We start from the raw sequence: 20,880 nt of genomic DNA on the forward strand, positions 1-20,880 counted from the left end.
GCGACATGGACCGGCGTATGCCCCACCTGCCACCGCGGCATACCCACACCAGCCCCAACCTGACCAAGCCCTACTAGAGGTCCTGGCCGGCTGGGCGCCCGGCCTCCACGAAGCCCTCACCGGCCTCGGTGAGGGCGACCACGTCATCGTTGACGGCACCCTGATTCCCATCGACCGGATCCGTGCGGACGAGCCGTACTACTCGATGAAGCACCGCAGGCATGGGATGAACGTGCAGGTCATCGCCCGTCCCGACGGCACACCGCTCTGGTTCTCCCGCGCGACACCCGGCCGCACCCACGACCTGACCGCAGCCCGCGCCCACGGCATCGTCCAGGCCTGCCTCACCAGACAGATCCTCGTCCTCGCCGACCGCGCCTACCAGGGCGCCGGCGCCACCTTCCGCACCCCCTACTACCACCACCACGAACAGCCCCAGCGCTACCAGCAGTTCAACCGAGACCACGCTCGACTCCGAGCCCCCGGTGAACGGGCCTTCGCCCAGCTCAAGTCCTGGCACATCATGCGCAGAGCACGCTGCTCGACCCGCCGCATCAGCCACATCGTCCAAGCCATCCACACCCTGCCGACCTGCGACTATTCAGGATGAAAGAGGTTCAGTAACTGCAACCGGCAGCAGCCGCTCCATCAATGCGTGCTGCCCATCAGAAAGACCCCTCGTCCCACACCGAGATCACCGAGGTGTGGGACGAGGGGATGGAGAGGCTTTCAGGAAATGGCCTAGGCCCCGCTCCGTACGACCTCGGCCCCCCTCCGGAACACCTCATTCGCCGAAACGAATGCTGCGATGCCGGAGAGGATGATCATTACCACGTTCAGGAACTCGTCAGGTCCGAAACTGTTCGTGATGATGTTCCGCACGACTCCCACGATGATCACGCCTTCCACAAGGAAAACGCCCCCGAGAATAACCCGCTTGAGCCATTGGGGAACGCGGTCGAATTTTCCGGGTGTCGCGAGCAGTAGGGCGCCGACGAACAGCACCCCGATCACCGCCGCTACGAGGAGCAGATAGAACACCCCTCCGGCTGCGGGCGGGTCCGTGTTGTCGATTTCCGAAGTATCCTCGACGAAGAGGGAGAGGAGAATTCCTCCCACTACCACATAGGCCACCTGCAGAAATAGAACACCTGCGGCGATGCGGTGAAGAGTCTTCATCTTCAACTGTTACTCCTGTAGAGGACGCCATACTTCATGATCTGCAGATCTCCGCGCCTCTGAGCATTCCGACACGCGTCGCGAACCCTCGTAGTGGCATTGGACAGCCCCGTATTGTTCCTGCCGATCTGGCGGCCGACGGCGTTGTTGAACATGTCCATTTTCTTGTCATTACCGGAGGAGTCCGACTCATGCCGGGTAGCGAACTCGTAGGTGTCGGTCGTGCTCAGGCGAATCTCCATGCGCGCGTTCCAGTAGCAGTGCCGGAAAGCGTCGCCAGTGCCCTGGTACAGGGTAAGTTGCGGATACCACGCCTTAGCCTGATTAAGAGCCGTCGTTGCAGAACTCTTCACCCAGGTGCAGTCGATGGGATTCAGCGCGCAGTATCGCATCTCCGCAGGCGTCATGTAAACAGTCGAGTAGCCCGGGTCCAGCAGCACCGGGTACGAAACAACCTGACCGGGACCCGGATTCAGCGCGACAGTGACGTTTCCTTCGACCAGCTTAAGGGAGACTGGAATGGACTGACCCTTTGCATCCAGCGCCGCCGGCGCGGTGATCGAGGTCACATTTCCTGTCGGGTCCAATATGAGGACGCCATTGTCTCCGGTCTCGATGGCGCTCTGGCCTGACTTGAGAATCAGCTTGCAGGAATAACTCGTCGGCGCATTAGGGCTGCGCAGAAGGTGGAACGTCTCGACAGAGTTGACTGACGTCCGAATCGCGAGTGTGTCAGCGTCAGTTTGTGTATTGGGATACACAATGAGGCCGGTTTCGCTCATCTCCGCAGGATTCGGGCTGCCTGCCGGCATGTCCAGCACGGTCTGCGAATCGCCGTTCACGCCGGTTCCGACAATGCTTGCGTCGGCCCTTGCGGGAAGTTCCACCACGGGAAGGCTGAGAGCAGACTCCTCGGTCTCCACAACTTCGGGATCGAGCTCTTCTACGTAGCCGGCCGGAGTGTCGTCGACCGCAGGGTACTCCTCGCTGGCGGGAGGCTCGACATACTCGGCGTCCGCGGGGTGCAAAGTCCGCGCGAAGTGAGTTTCAGCCAACTCGGCGATGAAAGCCGTGTCGAGGCTTCCGGTGAGGTTACCGACGTAGAACGTGTGGTCCGTTGATTCCGACCAGGTTCCGGCTGCATTCTTGACCCGCACCGAAAGGACGTGGACGCCTCGCGTGGACGGCGTGAGAGTGACCGTTCCCTTGCCGGCCGTGAGTGCGGTGGAGGTCGTCGCGCCGCCGTCCAGGGAGTACTCCGCGCTCACTGACGCGTTCCCGTATCTCGGGACTCGGCCGATCGACTCGTTCCGCCCCGAGCACATCCGCGAATGGCTCGCGGAACTGGAGAACGCGCTGCCCGTGTCCTCCTACCGGCGCGTCATCTTCGCCAGCGTCTCGGCCGTCCTCGCCGCGGCCGTGGATGACGACCTGCTCGCCAAGAATCCCTGCAAGTCCCGCTCCGTCCGGCCGCCGGCACCGGTCCCGCCCCGCGTGAAGCCGTGGACCGCTCCGCGCGTCTTCGCGGTGCGGTCCGCGCTCCCGAAGCGGTACCAGACGATGATCGACCTCGGCGGCGGGTGCGGGCTCCGCCAAGGGGAGATCTTCGGTCTCGCTGAGGAACACGTCCGGTTCGACACCGGCTGGCTGCACGTGGCCAATCAGGTGAAGGTGGTCAACGGTCACCTGGTGTTCGGCCCGCCGAAGCGTGGAAAGGAGCGGGACGTCCCGCTCCCCCGCCAAGTCGCTCGGGTTCTCCGCGAACATGCCGAGGAATTCCCACCGGTCGATGTCTCCCTGCCCTGGTTGAAGCCCGACGGGCCGCCCGTCACCAAGCGGCTGTTCTTCTCCCTCACGGGCGGTGGCGCCGTGCGGCGGACCGACTTCAACACCCGCGTGTGGAAATTCGCGCTCGTCCAGGCCGGCGTCATTCCGGAGCCCAAGGAGGGCGAGCGTCACCAGGCGGGCCCGCGAGCACGGGATGCACGCGCTGAGGCACTTCTACGCGTCCGTCCTGCTCGACGCCGGCGAGAACGTCAAGGCGCTCAGCACGTACCTGGGCCACGGCGACCCCGGCTTCACGTTGAGGGTCTACACGCACCTCATGCCGAGCAGCGACGGGCAGGCCCGCCGGGCCGTGGATGGGCTCTATGAGGGCACCGGTTCGACGCCTGACGGCCCAGAGACGGCCCAGGACCAGTGAGACGACTCAGGGCCGACGGTTCGCGACCGTCGGCCCTGATCGTCAGTTCCGGGTTCTACCTGCTCTGACCTGTGCTTACAGCACCGGCAGGTTCTTGCGGAGTTCGAAGGCGGTGACCTCGGAGCGGTACTCCTCCCACTCCTGCTTCTTGTTGCGGAGGAAGAAGTCGAAGACGTGCTCGCCCAGCGTCTCCGCCACCAGTTCGCTCTTCTCCATCAGGGCGATCGCCTCTCCCAGGTTCTGCGGGAGCGGTTCGATGCCCATCGCGCGGCGTTCCGCGTCCGAGAGGGCCCAGACGTCGTCGTCGGCGCCGGCCGGGAGTTCGTAGCCCTCTTCGATGCCCTTGAGGCCGGCGGCCAGGAGGACCGCGTAGGTGAGGTAGGGGTTCGCGCCCGAGTCGATGGAGCGGACCTCGACGCGGGAGGAGCCCGTCTTGCCCGGCTTGTACATGGGGACGCGGATCAGGGCCGAGCGGTTGTTGTGGCCCCAGCAGATGTACGAGGGGGCCTCGCCGCCCGAGCCCGCCGTGCGGGACGAGCCGCCCCAGATGCGCTTGTACGAGTTGACCCACTGGTTCGTCACGGCGGAGATCTCGCCCGCGTGCTTCAGCAGGCCCGCGATGAACGAGCGGCCGACCTTGGACAGTTGGTACTCGGCACCCGACTCGTAGAACGCGTTCCGGTCGCCCTCGAAGAGGGACAGGTGGGTGTGCATGCCCGAGCCCGGGTAGTCCGAGAACGGCTTCGGCATGAACGTGGCCTGTACGCCCTGCTCCAGCGCCACCTGCTTCATCACCAGGCGGAAGGTCATGATGTTGTCCGCCGTGGAGAGGGCGTCCGCGTAACGGAGGTCGATCTCCTGCTGACCCGGGGCTCCCTCGTGGTGGCTGAACTCCACCGAGATGCCCATCGATTCGAGCATCGTGATCGCCTGGCGGCGGAAGTCCATGCCCACGTTCTGCGGGGTGTGGTCGAAGTACCCCGAGTTGTCCGCCGGGGTGGGGCGGGTGCCGTCGAGCGGCTTGTCCTTGAGGAGGAAGAACTCGATCTCGGGGTGGGTGTAGAAGGTGAAGCCCAGGTCCGAGGTCTTGGCCAGCGCCCGCTTCAGGACGTACCGCGGGTCCGCGAAGGACGGCGATCCGTCCGGCATCAGGATGTCGCAGAACATCCGCGCCGTCCCCGGCGCCTCGGCCCGCCACGGCAGGATCTGGAACGTCCCCGGATCCGGCTTGGCGATCATGTCCGACTCGTATACGCGGGCGAAGCCCTCGATCGCGGAGCCGTCGAAACCGATGCCCTCGTCAAAGGCCTGCTCGAGCTCGGCGGGCGCCACGGCCACCGACTTGAGGAAGCCCAGCACGTCGGTGAACCACAGACGTACGAAGCGGATGTCGCGCTCCTCGAGCGTACGGAGCACAAATTCCTGCTGCTTGTCCATTTACACACCCATCCTCGCTGGTCAGGCCGCCTGCTCCCACCGCCTCAGAGCACATCGGGGGGCACCTGAGCATCCCACCACATGGTTTCGCGCACGTTGCACACCCATAGTGCCTGCTCGGGTGTGACTCAGGTAACGCGGGAAGGGCGGCGTCCGGGTGTCCGTTCGCCCCTCAGCCGCCCACCCGTCGGTACCGAGTGGTACCCCGTTCGGGCCACAGAGCCCCCGCGCCCACTACGATTTGCGCCCATGAGGGCCACACGGCTCGTACGCCCGTCCCAGCACGCGCGTCCCATGGCACTGGTGAGTGCCGTGGCGACGCTCCTCGCCGCGCTCTTCTTCTGCTGTCCGCCCGCCGGACCCGGTCCCGGGAACCATCACGCGGGCGCCGGACCGAAGATCGCGAGCAGGCCCACGGTCACCGGCACCACGGCCACCCCCGCGGCCACCGGCACCGTCGTCGAGTACGTCTGCCCGTACGACCGCGGTGGCTGCTCCCTCTTCCCCTCGCTCTCCCCCGCGGTGCTCAGCGCGCCCCCGCTCGATCCGCCGCTGCACGCGGCCGACGGGCTCCCGCGCTTCGAGCCGCCGTCCGGTGACGGCGCCGCGCGCCGTTCCGGCGTCCGGCCGCGCGCGCCGGATCTGCACGTCCTTCAAGTTCTTCGGACATGACGGCGGCGGGCGTCCCGCCCCGCTACGTCCACCCCCGAACTCCACCCCCATCCCTGAAGAAGGACGACACCACCATGGCCGCCAAGAGCCCCGCCAACGCCGACCGCCGCGCCCGAATAGAGGAGATGCGCCGCGCCGAGCAGGCCCGAGAGCGCCGCAACCGCCTCGTCACGATCGGCATCTCGGGCGTCGTCGTCCTCGGCCTCGTCGGCTTCGGCACGTTCGTACTGATGAAGAAGTCCGACGAGCAGGACAAGAAGGACGCGGCCGCGAAGGCCCCCATCACCGCGGAGAAGTCCTGGGACGCCGCGAAGCTCGGCCGCAACCACGTCGAGACGGCCGTGAAGTACGACATGAAGCCGCCGGTCGGCGGTGACCACCACCCGGTCTGGATGAACTGCGACGGCGTCGTCTACAAGAAGGCCGTCGCCGAGGTGAACGCCGTGCACTCCCTCGAGCACGGCGCCGTCTGGGTGACGTACAACAAGAAGGCCGCCGCCGACGACGTGAAGAAGCTGGAGGACAAGGTCGGCAAGACCAAGTACACGCTGATGAGCCCCGTGGACGACCAGGCCGGCGCCATCATGCTGTCCGCCTGGGGCAAGCAGGTCACCGTGGACAACGCGAGCGACCCGCGCATCGACGCCTTCTTCACCAAGTACGTCCAGGGCCCGCAGACCCCCGAGCCGGGCGCCGCCTGCACCGGCGGGATCGGCCAGTGAGCCGGGTCGGCGAGGACGACGGCGACGGCGACGCCGTACCGACGACCCCGGCCCGGCGGCCGAACCGGACGCAGTGGGCGGCGATCACCGCCGTCGCGCTCGCCCTGCTGTTCGCCGGGGGCGCCGTCACCGTCGCCTCCGCCGAGCGCGAGGAGGCGCCGCGTACGCCGTCCTCGCTCTCCGCGGACGCCGGCTTCGCCCGGGACATGGCCGTCCACCACCAGCAGGCCGTCGAGATGTCGTTCATCGTCCGGGACCGCACCCAGGACGAGGAGGTGCGCCGTCTCGCGTACGACATCGCCAACACCCAGGCCAACCAGCGGGGCATGATGCTCGGCTGGCTCGACCTGTGGGAGCTGCCCAAGATCGAGTCCGGCGTCGAGCCGATGACCTGGATGGGCATGGGCGGCTCCGGCGACACCGGTCCGCTCGACGGGGCGCTCATGCCGGGCATGGCGACCAACGCCCAGCTGGACGAGTTGCGCGAGGCGAGCGGCCGGGAGGCCGAGATCCTGTACCTGAAGCTCATGACCGAGCACCACAGGGGCGGGGTCCACATGGCCGAGGGCTGTGTCCAGAAGTGCTCGGTGGAGATCGAGCGCGGTCTCGCACAGGGCATGGTCGACGCCCAGAAGTCCGAGATGCTGCTGATGGCGGACATGCTCAAGAAGCGTGGCGCCTGACGGCCCGGGTCGGTGACCCGACGGCCCCCGTGACCCGCCGCGGTCGCGGGGGCCGTGTCGTACGCCGACAAGTCGCGGCGGTCGGGGCGTGCGCCGACAATGGGTGGGGCTCGGGGACGTACGTGTGACCACGTCCGACGAAAGGTACGCACCCCATGACCACGGCGAAGGACATCATGCACCCCGGGGCCCAGTGGATCCCGGCTCACGAGACGCTCGACCGCGCCGCGCAGCTGATGCGCAACCTGAATGTCGGCGCGCTGCCCATCGCCGACGAGAACGAACGGCTCTGCGGCATCATCACGGACCGCGACATCGTCATCGGCTGTGTGGCCATGGGCCACGACCCCTCGAAGATCACCTGCGGCGAGATGTCCAAGGGCACCCCCCGCTGGGTCGAGTCGGGCGCGGACGTGGGCGCCGTCCTGGAGGAGATGCAGAGCCACCAGATCCGGCGGCTGCCCGTCATCGAGGAGAAGCGGCTCGTCGGCATGATCAGCGAGGCCGATCTGGCCCAGCATCTGTCGGACGAGCAGCTCAAGGGGTTCTGCGAGAGCGTCTACGCGCCTTCCTGAAGCGTCTACGCGCCCTCCTCAAGCGTCGACGCGCCTTCCTGACCGGATCGCAGGATCACGGTCGCGACCGCTTCCGGGCGGTCCTTCATGACCAGATGGCCCGACGGCACGGCCGCCTCGTAGCGGGCGCCGAGCCGTCGGGCCAGCGCGCGTTGACGCCGGTCCCAGCGGGCCGAGCCCTCCGGGGCGGCGAGGACGGTGACGGGGAGGCCCGGCGGGAGCGGGTGCGTGGTGCGCAGGGCGAGGAGTTCGGCCGCGACGGCTCCGTAGTGGGCGTTCTCCCAGAGGGTGCCGCGCAGGACGCGTGAGGTGCGGTAGACGCGGTGGACGAGGGCGGTGGGGGCCGGGTCGTGGCGTACGGCCGCACGGCGCACCGCGGGGCCGAGGGCGGCCGGGACTCCGGCGGCGGACAGGACGGTGCCGAGCACACGGGCGACGGACCCCGGGGACCGGCTCGCCCGGGGGTGCTCCTCCACCGACGAGTCCACGAGCACGAGCGCGGTGGTCCGGTCCGGGTGGAGCCGGGCGAAGGCCTCGGCGTGGAATCCGGCGATCGAGTGCCCGACGACGGTGGCGGGGCCGGGGAGCCCCAGCGCGTCGAGGAGCACGGCGATCCGGTGGGCCTCGCCGACGGCGGTGGGCGGGGCGGTGGCGGGCTGGGAGAGGCCGTGTCCGGGGCGGTCGAAGCGGACGACCGTACGGTGCGGGGCGAGGAGCGGGACGACCGGGTCCCAGTCGAACCAGCTCATTCCGAGCCCCGCGCTCAGCACGCAGACGGGTCCCGAGCCCTCGACGACGACATGGTGGGCGACGCCGTCGACCCGTACGAAGGCCGGCTTTCCGGTCATCGCTCCTCCTTCTCCGGTGCGGGGCGGGATGTCGCGAGGGAGTACGCCAGGACGGCGAGCCACACCGCGACCAGGAGTACCTGGAGCCGCTGGCCGGCGCCGAGCGCCCAGGCGCCCTTCCCCGCCTCGAAGGCGGCGACGGCGGCGAGGGTCCAGACCGTGGCGGCGAGCTCCAGGGCGACGATGACCGGGCCCGTACGGGCGAGGGGCCGCCACCGGCCGTACCTGCGGGCGGCCACGGTCAGCGCGACGAGGGCGACGAGGGCGCCGGTCATGGCGAGACCGGAACTGACGGCATGGGCCGTATGGGTGGCGGGCACGAGCCCGGTGGTCTCGCGCGCGGCGCACGCGGGGTCGGTGGTCGCGGCGCAGCTGAGCGGGAGGCGCGAGTCGGCGACGGTGGCGGCGCCGAAGAGGGCGAGCGCACCCCACCCGAGGACCGCCCAGGGCTCGCGGATCCGACGCGCGCGGCCGGACTCCGGGGTGCCTGGCCGGCCGGCTCCCGAGGCCCCCGGGTCACCTGACCCGGGCGTCCCCGCGCGGCCGGCCCCCGGCGTCCCCGCGTGACCGGGCCCCCACGTCCCCGACCCCCTCGTCCCCGCGTGACCGGGCCCCCTCGTCCCAGACTCCCTCGTTCCAGACCCCCTCGTCCCCACCCACCCCAGCACCGCCCCCGCCAGGACCAGCGCCCCCGACACCAGGTCGGTCGCCCGGAAGAAGGTGCCGAACGGCTGGTCCGAGGCCGCCAGTTCGGAGACGTACGTCCGGACCGGGTCGAGCCCGGTCCGGAGGACGACTTCCAGGACCCACGCGGTGTACGCGAGCGCGCCGAGGGCCAGCAGGACGGCCGAGGCTCGCGTCACGTTTCCGGGCATAGTGGGTCTGACGCTACGGCGTGCCGGAGGGTTGCCGGTGGACGGCGCGGATCCGGCCCGGTTCTGCCGGGCCGTCAGTGACCGTCAGGGGAGTCATGGGAGCCGTGATCGATCGGGCGGGGCGGGGTCGCACGTCGGGTGGGAGAGAGAGGTCGGGCCCCGTTTCCCAGGACATCGCGTCGGTCTGACGATTACACTGGCCGGGTGCCTCAACTACGCCTCGCCCTGAATCAGATCGACTCGACCGTCGGAGACATCGCCGGGAACGCCGAGGCGATCGTGCACTGGACCCGGCACGCCGCCGGACAGGGCGCGCATCTCGTCGCGTTCCCCGAGATGGCGCTGACCGGATACCCCGTGGAGGACCTCGCGCTGCGCTCCTCGTTCGTCGAGGCGTCGCGGGTGGCCCTGCGCGGTCTCGCCCGCCGGCTCGCGGACGAGGGCTTCGGGGAGGTGCCGGTCGTCGTCGGCTATCTGGACCGCTCCGAGCGGGCGGAGCCGAAGCTCGGCCGGCCTGCCGGTTCGCCGGAGAACGCCGCCGCCGTGCTGCACCGGGGCGAGGTGGTGCTGCGCTTCGCCAAGCACCACCTGCCGAACTACGGCGTCTTCGACGAGTACCGCTACTTCGTCCAGGGCGACACCCTGCCGGTCGTCCGGGTCCACGGGGTCGACGTGGCCCTGGCGATCTGCGAGGACCTCTGGCAGGAGGGGGGCAGGGTCCCGGCGGCGCGTCACGCGGGGGCGGGGCTGCTGCTGTCGGTCAACGCCTCGCCGTACGAGCGGGACAAGGACGACACGCGCCTCGAACTGGTCCGCAGGCGGGCCCGGGAGGCCGGGTGCGTGACCGCGTACCTGGCGAGCACGGGCGGCCAGGACGAGCTGGTCTTCGACGGCGACTCGATCGTGGTGGACGCGGACGGCGAAGTGATCGCGCGGGCCCCGCAGTTCGTCGAGGGCAGCGTGATCCTGGACCTGGAGCTGCCGGCCGCCGACGGCGAGGCGCCGGAGGGCCTGGTGAACGACGGGCTGACGATCGACCGCGTGGTGCTCTCGGAGGAGCCGCTGCCGGCGTACGAGCCGGAGCTGACGGGCGGTTACGCGCACCGGCTGGACGACGAGGAGGAGGTGTACTCGGCGCTGGTCATCGGTGTCCGGGCGTATGTCGCGAAGAACGGTTTCCGCTCGGTGATCGTCGGCCTCTCCGGGGGCATCGACTCGGCGCTCGTCGCCGCCATCGCCTGCGACGCGCTCGGCTCGGAGAACGTGTACGGGGTGTCGATGCCCTCGAAGTACTCCTCCGACCACTCGCGCGGCGACGCCGCCGAGCTGGCCCGCCGCACCGGGCTCCACTACCGCACGGTGTCGATCGAGCCGATGTTCGACGCGTACATGGGCGCGCTCGGCCTCACCGGCCTCGCCGAGGAGAACCTCCAGTCGCGGCTGCGGGGCACGACGCTGATGGCGCTCTCCAACCAGGAGGGCCACATCGTCCTCGCGCCGGGCAACAAGTCCGAGCTGGCGGTCGGCTATTCGACGCTGTACGGCGACTCCGTCGGCGCGTTCGGGCCCATCAAGGACGTCTACAAGTCGACCGTGTTCCGGCTGGCGTGCTGGCGCAACCGGGCGGCCGAGGAGCGCGGCCAGACCCCGCCGATCCCGGAGAGCTCGATCAGCAAGCCGCCGAGCGCGGAGCTGCGCCCGGGGCAGGTCGACACGGACTCGCTGCCGGACTACGACGTCCTGGACGCGATCCTCGCCCTGTACGTGGACCAGGACCGGGGCCGGGACGAGATCGTGGCCGCCGGCTTCGACGAGGAGCTGGTCACGCGGACACTGCGGATGGTGGACACGGCGGAGTACAAGCGGCGCCAGTACCCGCCGGGCACCAAGATCTCGGCGAAGGGCTTCGGCAAGGACCGGCGCCTGCCGATCACGAACCGCTGGCGGGAGACGACGAGCTGACCTGCTTCCCGGCAGCGGGGGGACCTTCGGCGAGGGGGCTTTGCGCGACGACGCGCGAGGCCCCCTCCCCCGTACCCCGGTCGCGGTCGAGGAGGCCCGCCACCGCCGCGATCGCCAGGCCCACCACCGTGAGGCCGGCGCCGACCAGGGCCGGCGAGGTCCAGCCCCAGCCGGCGGCGACGGCGGCGCCGCCCGCCCAGGCGCCGCCGGCGTTGGCGAGGTTGAAGGCGGAGTGGTTGGAGGCGGAGGCGAGCGTCGGGGCGTCCTTGGCCTTGTTCATGACCAGCATCTGGAGCGGGGTGGTGGTCATGAAGCCGACGGCGCCGAGCACCACGACCGTGACCAGGGCCAGCCAGGGCACGTGGATCGTGAAGCGGAAGGCGACCAGGGCGAGGACGAGGGCGGCGAGCGAGCCGTACAGCGTCGGACGGAGTGCCCGGTCGGTCAGCGGGCCCGCGGCGAGCGCCCCGCCGGTCATGCCGAGGCCGAAGAGGGCGAGGACGACGGTGACGGTGGAGTCGCCGAAGCCCATCACCTCGGTGGTCATCGAGGCGAGGTAGGAGTAGACGGCGAAGACGCCCGCGAAGCCGAAGACGGCGGTGAGCAGACCGAGCAGCACCTGCGGGCGGCCGAGCGCGCGCACCTCGCGGCCCAGGCTCTGCCTTTCGTCCACGGGGACGTACGGCACGAGGCGGGCGAGCGCGGCCATGGCGAGCAGGCCGATGACGGAGACGACGAGGAAGGTGGCCCGCCAGCCGAGGTGCTGTCCGAGCAGGGTCGCGGCGGGTACGCCGAGGATGTTGGCGACGGTCAGACCGAGGAACATCGTGGCCACCGCCCGCGCCTGGCGGCCCTCGCGCACGAGCCGGGCGGCGACGACCGCGCCGAGCCCGAAGAACGCGCCGTGCGGGAGCCCGGCGAGCACCCGGCCGGCGATCAGCCAGCCGAAGCCGGGGGCGAGCGCGGAGGCCAGGTTGCCGACGGTGAAGAGGGCCATGAGCAGGAGCAGCATCCGCTTGCGCGGGACCCGGGAGCCGAGGGCGGTGAGCAGCGGGGCGCCGACGACGACGCCGATCGCGTACGCCGAGACGAGGTACCCGGCGGTGGGGACGGAGGTGCCGAGGTCGTCGGCGACCTGCGGGAGCAGGCCCATCATCACGAATTCGGTGGTGCCGATGCCGAAGGCGGAGACGGCGAGCGCGAACAGCGCCAGGGGCATGGGGAGGGCCTTTCCGGAAGATAGTTCTTCAACGGAACAAAGGCTCTCAGATGTTTTCTTCCCGGCGGCTTCCGGGGAGTGAAGAGGAGATTTCGACCCGTGTGCTACGCGGCACCCGCGTCGTCAGAACTTCACGCGGGCCGCGACCGGGAGGTGGTCGCTCTTCGTCTCCGGGAGGGCCCAGGACGACATCGGCTCGACGCCCTTGACCAGGATCTGGTCGATACGGGCCATCGGGAACGAGGCGGGCCAGCTGAAGCCGAAGCCGTCGCCCGCCGCGCCCTGGGTGGAGCGGAGCTGCGAGGTGATGCCGTTGAGCGCGCGGTCGTTCATGGTGCCGTTGAGGTCGCCGAGGAGGACGATCCGCTCGTGGCGGTCGTCGGAGATGGCCTCGCCGAGGGCGTTCGCGCTGGCGTCGCGCTGGTTGGCGGTGAAGCCGGCGTTCAGCTTGACCCGGACGGACGGCAGGTGGGCGACGTACACGGCGAGCTCGCCCTTGGGGGTCACGACGTCGGCACGCATCGCGCGCGTCCAGCCCATCCGGATGTCGACGGGCTGCGGGTCGCGCAGGGGCAGCTTGCTCCAGAGTCCGACCGTGCCCTGGACGGAGTGGTAGGGATAGGCCTTCGCCAGGCCCTTCTCGTACGCCGGGACCATGTCGCCCTTCAGTTCCTCCAGGGCGAGCACGTCGGCGCCGGACGCGGCGAGCTGCTCGGCGGTGCCCGCGGGGTCCGGGTTGTCGGCGTTCACGTTGTGGGTCGCGACGGTCAGGTCGCCGCCGGCCGCGGACTTGTCGGCGACGAGCCCGCCGAAGAGGTTCAGCCACACCACGGCCGGCAGCACCAGGGCGATCAGTGCGGTGGCGGAGCGGCGCAGCACGGCGAGGACGAGGAGGAGGGGGACGAAGAGGCCGAGCCAGGGCAGGAAGGTCTCGGTGAGGCTGCCGAGGTTGCCGATCCGGTTGGGGATGTCGGCGTGGAGGACCATCAGCAGGGTGAGGGCCACCGCGAAGAACGCGAGCAGGATGCCGCGGCGCCAGATCCCGGGGTCGCGGCGGAGTCCGCCGAGGGCGGTCCGGAAGCGGGAGGCGGTCGGCGGCTCGTTCCCCGTGCCGCCCTGCTCGGTCTCCGTCATGTCCACCCGCGCCATCGCCCGTCCTCACTGCCTTGCTGCCTTGCTGTCTTGCTGTCTTGCTGTCTTGCTGCCGTGCTCCGTGACCCGACGTCGACACTAGGGGATGACGGGGTCGTCGTACGTCCGGTGGGACGACAGGTACGGCGTGGCGGGTTCCTGCAGGTGGCGCCCTCGGGCGGGCTGTGACAGAACGCGCACATTTGGCCGGGTCCGGCCTTGTCGTACGGGCGGCGGTCAGTCCCGGGGCCGGAGGCCCTCCATCACGGTGTCGACGACCCGCTCGGCGAGGCCGGGTTCCAGGGAGGCGCCGGGGCGGATGACGGTGCGCAGCAGCAGCGGGCCCGTGAGGAGGTCGTTGACGAACTCGATGTCGAGGTCGTCGCGGATCTCCCCCTGTTCCATCCCGCGCCGCACGGTGTCCAGGCCGAGGCGGCGGCGCGGTTCGATGACGGTGTGGTGGTAGACCTCCCACAGCCGGGGATACAGCTGCATCTGCGCGAACACGTTGTGGAGCAGGCTGGAGGTCCGCTTGGCGACGCCGCGTTCACGCAGCGACTCCAGGAGGACGACGAGGTCGCCCCGGACCGAGGTGCCGGAGAGCACCGGGTCCGGGGGTTCCACCGAGCGGAGCAGCTCGACGAAGAGCTCCTCCTTGCCGGTCCAGCGGCGGTAGATGGTGGCCTTGCCGACGCCGGCGGTGCGGGCGATCCGCTCGATGGACAGCTCGGCGAGCGGGACGCCCTCGTCCAGGAGCCCGACGACCGCGTCGAAGACGGCCCGCTCGACGCCCTCGCTCCGGGGCCGGCCCCGCCGGGCACCGGTCGCGGCACCGGGCGCGGCTCCGGTCGAAGCACCGGGCGCGGCTCCGGTCGAAGCACCGGGCGCAGCTCCGGTCGCGGCTCCGTCGTCGTGGGTTTCCGGGGTTCCGGGGGTCCCGCCGTCCTGCCGCGACACGTGCGCTCCACCTCTCGTTCGGGCCCTCGGACACCACCGGCGCCTTCGGCGCCTCGTGTCCTACCGTCGGGCCGATTCTCCCGCCTCGGACGCCGGGCCCGGCACCGAGCCCCGCCGGGCGTCACCCTCCGGGCGGGTTCCGGGTGCCGCGGCACCCGGTCGCGCCTCGCCCGGTCCCGTCCCGCCCGGTCCGGCGGCACCCGGTCCCGTGGCACCCGCTCCCGGGGCGGCCGCGGTGCCCGTCGGCGTACGGCCCGGCAGGAACGCCGCGACCACCGCCGCGCCGATCAGGCCGATCACCGCCGAGGCGAGCGCCGTGACGTGCATGGCGTCGAGGAAGGCGTCGTACGCCGGGGCCACCAGGTCACGGCCCGCCGGGCCGAGCTTCTCCGCGACCGCCAGCGTCGCCTCGACGGACTCGCCCGCCGTGGCACGCAGGGCCTCCGGGACCCCGCCGAGGTGCCCCTCGATCTCGCCGCGGTACGTGGAGGAGAGCAGCGAGCCCAGGACGGCGACGCCGAGCGCACCGCCGACCTGCCGGAAGGTGTTGTTGATCGCCGAGCCGGAGCCCGCCTTCTCACGCGGCAGCGCCTGCATGATCGCGACCGTGACGGGCGGCATGATGTGCGCCATTCCCGCGCCCTGGGCGAAGAAGACGATCTCCATGACCCAGACCGGGGTCGAGGCGTCGAAGAAGGCGAAGGCCGCGAGGCCGAGGGCGACCAGCAGCATGCCTGCGGTGCAGACGGCCTTGGCGCCGAAGCGTTCGACGACGAGCCGCGCGCGGGGCGCGAACACCATCTGCGCGACGGCCAGCGGCAGGATGAGCAGCCCGGACTGCAGGGCGCTGTAGCCGCGGACGCTCTGCAGGTAGAAGGCGGAGAAGAAGGTCACGCCCATGAGCGCGAAGAAGACGAGCGCGATCGCGGCGACGGCCGCCGAGAACGCGGGCCTCTTGAAGTACGTCATGTCGATCGCCGGGTGGTCGCTGCGCCGCTCGTGGAGGACGAAGAGGACCAGGACGGCGAGGCCGCCGAGGACCGGGGCGAGGACGGTGACCTCGGTGAAGTCGGCCAGTTCGCCGCCGCGGATGATCCCGTAGACGAGGAGGACGAGTCCGACGACGGAGAGCAGCACGCCGGGGATGTCGATCCGGCCGGGCTCGGGGTCACGTGAGTCGGGAACCAGCCACATCATCAGGGCGAGGGCGATCAGCACGACCGGCACGTTGATGAGGAAGATCGATCCCCACCAGAAGTGTTCGAGCAGGATGCCGCCGGTGATCGGGCCGATCGCGATGGCGAGGCCGACGCTGCCGGCCCAGATGCCGATGGCCTTGGGCTGCTCCTCGCGCTCGAAGACGTTCATGAGGACGGCGAGCGTCGCGGGCATTACGAAGGCGGCGCCGAGACCCATGACGGCCCGGAAGGCGATGAGCTCGCCCGGTGAGCCGGAGAGCGCGGCGAGGGCGGAGCCGATGCCGAAGACGGTGATGCCGAAGAGCAGCACCTTCTTGCGGCCGAGGCGGTCGCCGAGCAGGCCGGAGGTGAAGAGGAGCCCGGCGAAGACGAGCGTGTACGAGTTGATCGCCCACTCCAGCTCGCTCTGGGTGGCGCCGATGCCGGTGGGCGCGGGGGCGGCGATCGTCTTGACGGCGACGTTCAGGATCGAGTTGTCGAGGACGACGATCAGCAGGCTGAGCATCAGGACGCCGAGGACGGCCCAGCGGCGCCGGTGAACGGCCTCGGGGACCCGGGGTCCGGGGGGCACGGCGGATGCGGCGGAGGCGGAGGACGGCTGTGACATGCCCACCACCCTAGAGGTATTTCGATACGAGACCGTCTCGTATCGAAATTCCTGACCGAGCCTTTACGTTGCGGGCGTGTGAACGCCCGCGCGGCGCTCGGCTCGCCCGCCCCGGCGCGCCGGTGTGAACAGCGCCACTCCGGCCCACTTCCCCGCCCGCCCGGCGAAGTGCCACCATGGATGTGGTCCGGGGACGCCGTCAGGGCGCCTCGAGATGACACAAGGAGCCGTGCACCATGACGCTTCAGGCTGCCCAGAAACCGCCCGCCGACAGCAGCAAGGCGCTGTACGGCGGCAAGGGCACGCGCCGCATCACCGTCCACGACATCGCCGCCGCCAAGACCCGCGGCGAGAAGTGGCCCATGCTCACCGCCTACGACGCGATGACCGCGTCCGTCTTCGACGAGGCCGGCATCCCGGTGATCCTCGTCGGGGACTCCATGGGCAACTGTCACCTCGGCTACGACACCACCGTGCCCGTCACGATGGACGAGATGACGCTGCTCTCCGCCGCCGTCGTCCGGGGCACGAAGCGCGCCCTCGTCGTCGGCGACCTCCCCTTCGGTTCGTACCAGGAAGGGCCGGTCCAGGCCCTGCGCAACGCCACCCGGCTGGTCAAGGACGCGGGCGTCGGTGCGATCAAGCTGGAGGGCGGCGAGCGTTCGCTGCCCCAGACCGAGCTGCTCGTCCAGGCCGGCATCCCCGTCATGTCCCACCTGGGACTCACCCCGCAGTCCGTGAACACCATGGGCTACCGGGTGCAGGGCCGCTCCGACGAGGCCGCGCACAAGCTGCTCCGCGACGCGAAGGCGGCGCAGGACGCGGGCGCGTTCGCGGTCGTCCTCGAGCTCGTACCGGCCGAGCTGGCCGCCGAGGTCACCCGCTCGCTGCACATCCCGACCATCGGGATCGGCGCGGGCGCCGGCACCGACGCCCAGGTGCTCGTCTGGACCGACATGGCCGGTCTGACGGGCGGCAAGGTCCCGCGCTTCACCAAGCAGTACGCCAACCTCCGCGAGACGCTCGGCGACGCCGCGCGCGCCTTCGCCGAGGACGTCAGCGGCGGGGCGTTCCCCGCCGAGGAGCACACCTTCCACTAGGGCCCATCCGACCCTGATCCGCCGGACAGGCCCTAGTCGCGACAGGCCCACACAGCCACTGCGGCACCACCCGACAGCCCGCCGACATCCCCCATCGGCGGGCTGTCGGTCGTCTGTCGGAGGATTGTCGGTGGCCCCTGGTCTAGTGGGGGCCATGACGCGATCACACACCAACGCCGTCGAGGTCCGGGGCCTCGTGAAGCACTTCGGCGACACCAAGGCCCTCGACGGGGTCGACCTGGACGTACGGGAGGGCACCGTCCTCGGCGTGCTCGGCCCGAACGGCGCCGGGAAGACCACCCTCGTCCGCTGCCTCTCCACCCTCCTCGTCCCGGACGCCGGGACCGCCACCGTCGCCGGGTACGACGTGGTGAAGCACCCCCGCCAGCTGCGCCGCACCATAGGGCTCACCGGTCAGTACGCCTCGGTCGACGAGAAGCTGTCCGGCTGGGAGAACCTGTACATGATCGGGCGGCTGCTCGACCTCTCCCGCGCCGACGCCCGCCGCCGGGCCGACGAGATGCTGGAGCGCTTCTCCCTCACCGACGCCGCCAAGCGGCCCGCCATGAACTACTCGGGCGGCATGCGGCGCCGGCTCGACCTCGCCGCCTCGATGATCGGCCAGCCCGCCGTCCTCTACCTGGACGAGCCGACCACCGGTCTCGACCCCCGCACCCGCAACGAGGTGTGGGACGAGGTCCAGCGGATGGTCTCGGAGGGCGTCACCGTCCTCCTCACCACCCAGTACATGGAGGAGGCGGAGCAGCTCGCGAACGAGCTGACCGTCATCGACAAGGGCAAGGTCATCGCCCGGGGCGGCGTCGACGAGCTCAAGGCCAAGGTGGGCGGCCGGACCCTGAAGGTCCGCCCGGTGGACCCGGGCCTGCTGCCCGCGATGGCCGCCGCGCTCCGCGAGACCGGCCTCGACGGAGTCGCCGGGTCGACCGTCGTGCCCGACGAGGGCGCGCTGTACGTGCCGATCCTCACCGACCAGCAGCTGACCGCCGTCGTGGCCCTGCTCGGCGCCCGCGGCTTCGGCATCGCGCACATCGGCACCCACCTGCCCAGCCTGGACGAGGTGTTCCTGGCGATCACCGGCCAGAAGACCACCGTTTCCGACGAGATCCCCGAGGAGGTCGCCGCATGAGCACGACCACGGTCACCAAGTCCCCCGTCGGAGCCCCGAGTCCGACGGCCGCGCGGCGCGCGCCCGTCGCCGAGGGCCGGATCGGGCTCCGCGCCAACCTGCGGCACATCGGCGCCCTCGCCCGTCGCAACGCGCTCCAGATCAAGCAGGACCCGGAGTCGATGTTCGACGCCGTCCTGATGCCGATCATCTTCATCCTGCTCTTCGTGTACGTCTTCGGCGGCGCGATCTCCGGCAAGGGCAACAACGACGTCTACGTGAACTACGTGACGCCCGGCCTGATGGCGATGATGGGCATGAACATCTCCATGGCCGTCGGCGTGGGCATCAACGACGACTTCAAGAAGGGGGTCATGGACCGGTTCCGGACGATGCCGATCGCCCGGTCCTCCGTCCTGATCGCGAAGATCGTCGTCGAGGTCGGCCGGATGCTGATCGCCACCGCGATCCTGCTCGGCATGGGCTTCCTGCTCGGCCTGGAGATCCACACCTCGTTCTTCCACCTCCTCGCCGCCATCGGACTCTCGATGGCCTTCGGAGCGTCGCTGATGTGGATCTTCATCCTGCTCGGCCTCACCCTGAAGACCGCCCAGGCCGTCCAGGGCATGGCGATGCTGGTCCTGATGCCGCTCCAGTTCGGCTCCTCGATCTTCGCCCCGACGACCTCGATGCCGGGCTGGCTGGAGACCTTCACCGACTACAACCCGCTGTCCAACCTCGCCGACGCCGCCCGCAACCTGATCAACGGCGGCCCGGTCGCCCACTCGGTGTGGATGACCCTCGGCTGGGCCCTCGTGATCACGGTCGTCACGGCGCCCTTGGCGGTGACCAAGTTCCGCAAGAAGACCTGAGTCCACCACGGGGGTTCAGGACTCGGCGCGCTCACTGATCGCGTCGGCGGCGCGACCGAGCAGGGCGGCGGCCTCTTCCAAGGAGAGGCCGCCGCCTTCCGCGTGCGCCGCCGCGAACGCTTCCTCGCCGAGCACGGACCGGGTCAGCTCCGTCGCCCGCCGCAGGTTGTCCACTTCGAGCGACAGCGACAGGTGCCCCGCCGGCACCAGGCCCTCCGCCGCCCCCAGCAGCACCCCGCCCATCCGCGCCACCGGGCCGCCGAGACCCGCGAGGGCCCAGGCCGCGACGGCCAGATGCACCGAGGGCATCTGCGGCGCCACCATCAGAGAAAGATCGCTCAGGGAGCGCTCGTACGCCTCCTTGACCAGGGCGAACCCGGACGCGTACTGCTCCTCGACGACATCGAGCCAGCCCAGGCTGCCGATGGCGAAGCCCTCGAAGAGCGAGAGCGTCTCGGAGCTGAACTCCTTCCGCAGCCGGTTCAGCTGCTCCCGGGCCTCGTCGAAGCGCCCGCTGCGGCCGAGCGCGAGGCCGAGGAACAGCCGGGCTCCGAGCAGCGGTTCGTGCCCCAGGCTGGTGCCCCCCTCGACGATCTCGCGGAGGATCGCCTCGCCCTCCTCGCTCCGCCCGGTCTCGACGAGGACACTGGCGTACCGGGCCCGCAGCAGGGCCATCTGCGACTGGGCGCCGATCCGTTCCGCGTAGCCCATGGCGGCGACGTAGTCCGCGGCCGCGCCCTCGAACTCGAGCCGCCGCTCACGGGACTCCGCGCGGGAGGACAGCGCCTCGGCCGCCCCCCAGGCGTCGCCGAGCCGTTCGAAGATCTCCAGGCTCTCGTCGGCGTCCACGCTCGCGCTGCGGGCCATGTCGGACCGGTTGGCGGACATGTTGGCGCGCATCTGGAGCGCGTTGCCGAGTTCCCAGGTGTAGCCGTGGCGACGGCAGGCGTCGACGGTCGCGTCGAGGAGCTCGCGCAGCCGGCCCGCCTCGCCGATGATGAGGACCGCGAAGACGGCGAAGGAGCCGGGCAGCCGGCAGGCCTGGGGCAGGCCCGGCGTGTAGACGCCGGTCATCTCACGGAGCCGGTGCACGCCCTCGGGGCGGGTCCACCGCCCGGTGTCGTGGTCCATGTTGAGCAGTTCGACGAGCCGCACCCCGCGCCGGGCCTCCCAGCGCTGCTCCTCGGAGAGCGGCGGCGGCGTGGCCGTGCACGGCTCGTGCAGGGGTACGACGGGGGCGGCGGGCGGGGTGAACGGGTCGGGTCCGAGGGCCGCGGCCGCCCGCGCCCAGTGCAGGGCGTCCGTCCGCAGGTCGCGCATCTGCCAGTACCAGAGCAGGGAGTGAACGAGGACGAGGGCCTCGTCCTCCTCATGGGCGTCGACGGCCCGGCGCAGGGCGGTCCGGATGTTGCCGTACTCGCGCCCGAAGCGGGCGATGGCGGCGACCTGCCCGGAGCCGCGCAGTTCGGGGTCGGTGGTACGGGCGAGTTCCCGGTAGTACGTGAGATGGCGC

At 70.4% G+C, this 20,880-nt stretch carries 18 protein-coding genes and 2 pseudogenes; 10 read left to right on the forward strand and 10 right to left on the reverse strand.

Translation table 11 applies throughout. The features are described 5' to 3' along the window. Positions 1 to 73 precede the first annotated feature (73 nt). A pseudogene (locus E0F75_RS39230) lies at positions 74 to 610 on the forward strand (transposase family protein); the annotation flags it as partial. A 131-nt stretch (positions 611 to 741) separates the two neighbouring features. On the opposite strand, the gene E0F75_RS39235 reads toward E0F75_RS39230, so the two are convergent. Further along, the gene (locus E0F75_RS39235) at positions 742 to 1,185 is read right to left on the reverse strand and encodes a hypothetical protein (RefSeq protein ID WP_229315829.1); all 444 of its coding nucleotides are present in this window, start codon (positions 1,183 to 1,185) and stop codon (positions 742 to 744) included. Next, the gene (locus E0F75_RS39240; protein WP_229315843.1) at positions 1,182 to 2,447 is read right to left on the reverse strand and encodes a hypothetical protein; all 1,266 of its coding nucleotides are present in this window, start codon (positions 2,445 to 2,447) and stop codon (positions 1,182 to 1,184) included. Before E0F75_RS39240 ends, E0F75_RS39235 begins: the two co-directional genes overlap by 4 nt. A 713-nt stretch (positions 2,448 to 3,160) precedes the next feature. Between E0F75_RS39240 and E0F75_RS40555 the strand changes: the two genes are divergently transcribed. Further along, on the forward strand, positions 3,161 to 3,382 hold the full coding sequence (locus E0F75_RS40555; RefSeq protein ID WP_308189662.1) for a tyrosine-type recombinase/integrase: 222 nt from the start codon (positions 3,161 to 3,163) through the stop codon (positions 3,380 to 3,382). Between the two features lie 75 nt (positions 3,383 to 3,457). Here E0F75_RS40555 and E0F75_RS39250 read toward each other — a convergent pair whose 3' ends face one another. Further along, entirely contained in the window at positions 3,458 to 4,819 is a 1,362-nt protein-coding gene (locus E0F75_RS39250) for a glutamine synthetase family protein (RefSeq protein WP_015033133.1), read from the reverse strand. Positions 4,820 to 5,068: 249 nt separating this feature from the next. On the opposite strand from E0F75_RS39250, the gene E0F75_RS39255 reads away from it, so the two are divergent. From E0F75_RS39255 to E0F75_RS39270, 4 genes are all read left to right on the forward strand, one after another. Further along, complete coding sequence (locus E0F75_RS39255; RefSeq protein ID WP_229315830.1) at positions 5,069 to 5,491, forward strand: hypothetical protein; 423 nt, start codon at positions 5,069 to 5,071, stop codon at positions 5,489 to 5,491. 74 nt (positions 5,492 to 5,565) lie between these two features. Continuing rightward, the gene (locus tag E0F75_RS39260; protein ID WP_229315831.1) at positions 5,566 to 6,213 is read left to right on the forward strand and encodes a DUF3105 domain-containing protein; all 648 of its coding nucleotides are present in this window, start codon (positions 5,566 to 5,568) and stop codon (positions 6,211 to 6,213) included. A gap of 83 nt (positions 6,214 to 6,296) precedes the next feature. Then, positions 6,297 to 6,896, forward strand: a complete 600-nt coding sequence (locus tag E0F75_RS39265; protein WP_229315842.1) for a DUF305 domain-containing protein — start codon at positions 6,297 to 6,299, stop codon at positions 6,894 to 6,896. A 155-nt stretch (positions 6,897 to 7,051) separates the two neighbouring features. After that, the gene (locus tag E0F75_RS39270; protein WP_229315832.1) at positions 7,052 to 7,471 is read left to right on the forward strand and encodes a CBS domain-containing protein; all 420 of its coding nucleotides are present in this window, start codon (positions 7,052 to 7,054) and stop codon (positions 7,469 to 7,471) included. Between the two features lie 5 nt (positions 7,472 to 7,476). On the opposite strand, the gene E0F75_RS39275 is transcribed toward E0F75_RS39270, so the two are convergent. Beyond that, complete coding sequence (locus E0F75_RS39275; protein ID WP_229315833.1) at positions 7,477 to 8,319, reverse strand: alpha/beta fold hydrolase; 843 nt, start codon at positions 8,317 to 8,319, stop codon at positions 7,477 to 7,479. Then, complete coding sequence (locus E0F75_RS39280) at positions 8,316 to 9,182, reverse strand: DUF998 domain-containing protein (protein WP_374115521.1); 867 nt, start codon at positions 9,180 to 9,182, stop codon at positions 8,316 to 8,318. Before E0F75_RS39280 ends, E0F75_RS39275 begins: the two co-directional genes overlap by 4 nt. Before the next feature lie 216 nt (positions 9,183 to 9,398). Between E0F75_RS39280 and E0F75_RS39285 the strand changes: the two genes are divergently transcribed. After that, positions 9,399 to 11,156 carry an NAD+ synthase gene (locus E0F75_RS39285; protein WP_229315835.1) on the forward strand — a complete coding sequence of 586 codons (1,758 nt, stop codon included), beginning with the start codon at positions 9,399 to 9,401 and terminating at the stop codon, positions 11,154 to 11,156. Here the strand turns inward: E0F75_RS39285 and E0F75_RS39290 are convergent. The 4 genes from E0F75_RS39290 to E0F75_RS39305 all read right to left on the reverse strand — a co-directional run bounded on the left by E0F75_RS39290 (position 11,125) and on the right by E0F75_RS39305 (position 16,269). After that, positions 11,125 to 12,375: an MFS transporter gene (locus E0F75_RS39290; RefSeq protein ID WP_229315836.1), complete on the reverse strand. Its 1,251-nt coding sequence runs from the start codon at positions 12,373 to 12,375 to the stop codon at positions 11,125 to 11,127. The genes E0F75_RS39285 and E0F75_RS39290 overlap by 32 nt on opposite strands. 123 nt (positions 12,376 to 12,498) lie before the next feature. Beyond that, the gene (locus E0F75_RS39295) at positions 12,499 to 13,524 is read right to left on the reverse strand and encodes an endonuclease/exonuclease/phosphatase family protein (RefSeq protein ID WP_229315837.1); all 1,026 of its coding nucleotides are present in this window, start codon (positions 13,522 to 13,524) and stop codon (positions 12,499 to 12,501) included. A 219-nt stretch (positions 13,525 to 13,743) separates the two neighbouring features. Beyond that, positions 13,744 to 14,463 carry a TetR/AcrR family transcriptional regulator gene (locus tag E0F75_RS39300; RefSeq protein ID WP_229315838.1) on the reverse strand — a complete coding sequence of 240 codons (720 nt, stop codon included), beginning with the start codon at positions 14,461 to 14,463 and terminating at the stop codon, positions 13,744 to 13,746. A gap of 60 nt (positions 14,464 to 14,523) precedes the next feature. After that, positions 14,524 to 16,269, reverse strand: a complete 1,746-nt coding sequence (locus E0F75_RS39305; RefSeq protein WP_229315839.1) for an MFS transporter — start codon at positions 16,267 to 16,269, stop codon at positions 14,524 to 14,526. 236 nt (positions 16,270 to 16,505) lie between these two features. Here E0F75_RS39305 and panB point away from each other — a divergent pair, with 236 nt between their 5' ends. From panB to E0F75_RS39320, 3 genes are all read left to right on the forward strand, one after another. Next, complete coding sequence (panB, locus tag E0F75_RS39310) at positions 16,506 to 17,369, forward strand: 3-methyl-2-oxobutanoate hydroxymethyltransferase (RefSeq protein WP_030314175.1); 864 nt, start codon at positions 16,506 to 16,508, stop codon at positions 17,367 to 17,369. A gap of 154 nt (positions 17,370 to 17,523) precedes the next feature. Further along, positions 17,524 to 18,516, forward strand: a complete 993-nt coding sequence (locus E0F75_RS39315; RefSeq protein ID WP_229315840.1) for an ATP-binding cassette domain-containing protein — start codon at positions 17,524 to 17,526, stop codon at positions 18,514 to 18,516. Beyond that, positions 18,513 to 19,367, forward strand: coding sequence for an ABC transporter permease (locus E0F75_RS39320; protein ID WP_229315841.1), 855 nt, complete (start codon positions 18,513 to 18,515; stop codon positions 19,365 to 19,367). The genes E0F75_RS39315 and E0F75_RS39320 overlap by 4 nt, the downstream gene beginning before the upstream one ends. Positions 19,368 to 19,382: 15 nt before the next feature. Here E0F75_RS39320 and E0F75_RS39325 read toward each other — a convergent pair. Beyond that, a pseudogene (locus E0F75_RS39325) lies at positions 19,383 to 20,880 on the reverse strand (AfsR family transcriptional regulator); the annotation flags it as partial.

This window comes from Streptomyces sp. CB02980 (assembly GCF_014451325.2).
Taxonomy (GTDB): Bacteria; Actinomycetota; Actinomycetes; order Streptomycetales; family Streptomycetaceae; genus Streptomyces.

Excerpts from the sequence above, each read along its gene's own strand:
- E0F75_RS40555 (WP_308189662.1), top strand. The coding sequence starts at position 3,161 with ATGCACGCGCTGAGGCACTTCTACGCGTCCGTCCTGCTCGACGCCGGC.
- E0F75_RS39250 (WP_015033133.1), bottom strand. The coding sequence starts at position 4,819 with ATGGACAAGCAGCAGGAATTTGTGCTCCGTACGCTCGAGGAGCGCGAC.
- E0F75_RS39255 (WP_229315830.1), top strand. The coding sequence starts at position 5,069 with ATGAGGGCCACACGGCTCGTACGCCCGTCCCAGCACGCGCGTCCCATG.
- E0F75_RS39260 (WP_229315831.1), top strand. The coding sequence starts at position 5,566 with ATGGCCGCCAAGAGCCCCGCCAACGCCGACCGCCGCGCCCGAATAGAG.
- E0F75_RS39270 (WP_229315832.1), top strand. The coding sequence starts at position 7,052 with ATGACCACGGCGAAGGACATCATGCACCCCGGGGCCCAGTGGATCCCG.
- E0F75_RS39275 (WP_229315833.1), bottom strand. The coding sequence starts at position 8,319 with ATGACCGGAAAGCCGGCCTTCGTACGGGTCGACGGCGTCGCCCACCAT.
- E0F75_RS39290 (WP_229315836.1), bottom strand. The coding sequence starts at position 12,375 with ATGCCCCTGGCGCTGTTCGCGCTCGCCGTCTCCGCCTTCGGCATCGGC.
- E0F75_RS39295 (WP_229315837.1), bottom strand. The coding sequence starts at position 13,524 with ATGGCGCGGGTGGACATGACGGAGACCGAGCAGGGCGGCACGGGGAAC.
- E0F75_RS39305 (WP_229315839.1), bottom strand. The coding sequence starts at position 16,269 with ATGTCACAGCCGTCCTCCGCCTCCGCCGCATCCGCCGTGCCCCCCGGA.
- panB (WP_030314175.1), top strand. The coding sequence starts at position 16,506 with ATGACGCTTCAGGCTGCCCAGAAACCGCCCGCCGACAGCAGCAAGGCG.
- E0F75_RS39315 (WP_229315840.1), top strand. The coding sequence starts at position 17,524 with ATGACGCGATCACACACCAACGCCGTCGAGGTCCGGGGCCTCGTGAAG.
- E0F75_RS39320 (WP_229315841.1), top strand. The coding sequence starts at position 18,513 with ATGAGCACGACCACGGTCACCAAGTCCCCCGTCGGAGCCCCGAGTCCG.